This window comes from Vibrio sp. Vb0937, from assembly GCF_033338855.1.
Genome location: NZ_JAWOTK010000390.1, coordinates 1 through 1,102, shown reverse-complemented (window position 1 = coordinate 1,102; position 1,102 = coordinate 1). Strand labels below are relative to the sequence as shown.

At 46.7% G+C, this 1,102-nt stretch carries 2 protein-coding genes; both read right to left on the bottom strand.

All coding sequences use genetic code 11. The features are described 5' to 3' along the window. Positions 1 to 118: 118 nt before the first annotated feature. Positions 119 to 631: a DUF2878 domain-containing protein gene (locus R7P67_RS25955; protein ID WP_318086473.1), complete on the bottom strand. Its 513-nt coding sequence runs from the start codon at positions 629 to 631 to the stop codon at positions 119 to 121. A 5-nt stretch (positions 632 to 636) separates the two neighbouring features. Next, positions 637 to 1,102, bottom strand: a 466-nt coding sequence (locus tag R7P67_RS25950) for a class I SAM-dependent methyltransferase (protein ID WP_318086472.1), incomplete at its 5' end; no start/stop codon positions are given.

Below are 1,102 nucleotides of genomic sequence, written 5' to 3'. Positions count from 1 at the left end.
CTGCGCTTCGCCAACTGTTTCCCATTCCTGCCAGTTTTCTACATTCAGTCTGTCAGTGCTCCCTATATCTTGTGCCTGCGAAGGTATTGCGCCCATTGCAAACACAAACAAGATACCGCTACCCATACCCCTTAGGAGTTTTCTCTTTAAGCTTGCCATTGTCATACACCTTGAGAATCACCAGCATTAACACCAACCACTCAACAAACAAGGCCAGTAACGTAATACTTGTATCGAATCCAAACTCTACCGCTTGAAGCTTGTAGCCAGCGAAGTAGCTGAGCATTCCTCCAAGCCCACCTAATATTGATACGTAGATTTTGGCGAAGCGGTGCAAAAGCACTTTCAGTTGGTAGGCATACCATGCAAACAATACCCATAGACCAATCAACCACACAGGGAGCCAAGGGGTAGGGAAAACCAAAAGCGAGAAGTGTTGATTTAGCGTATCGAGAACTAGCCCGAAAATGGTGACAAAGGAGATCGCTTTCACCGAGTGAAACGCCGTCAGAATGGCATACACCAAGGTCGCCAATGCCAGTATCATCATCAACCATTGCCACTCAAACGTACCAAGCACAGCAATAAACCAGCACAGTTGAAACCAAGTGGACGCAATCAACACTCTCATAATTGTTATGGGCGCTGGAAAGTCATGTGAACGGCGCTGATCGTACGTGCAAGAAAACCGCCTTCACAATAACTAAGGTAATAACGCCACATGCGGACAAACCGGTCATCGTACCCAAACCCTCGCACAGCATCCTCTGCGCGGTTAAAACGGCGATGCCACTCATTCAGTGTTTTTGCGTAGTCTAGGCCGATGTCAAACAAATCACGAACTACCAAATCACTGTGCTTAGTGGCCGCTTGTGTCAAAGACGTCACCGACGGCAAGAAACCGCCAGGGAAAATGTATTTCTGAATAAAATCGACATTGTTGCTGTAATAGTCGTAACGCTGATCCGCAATCGTAATCGCTTGGATAGCCATCAGGCCGCTAGGCTTTAATAATGACTCGCATTTTTTGATGTAGGAAGCTAAAAACTGTTTCCCCACGGCTTCAATCATCTCGATAGAAACCAATTTGTCGTACGCCCCA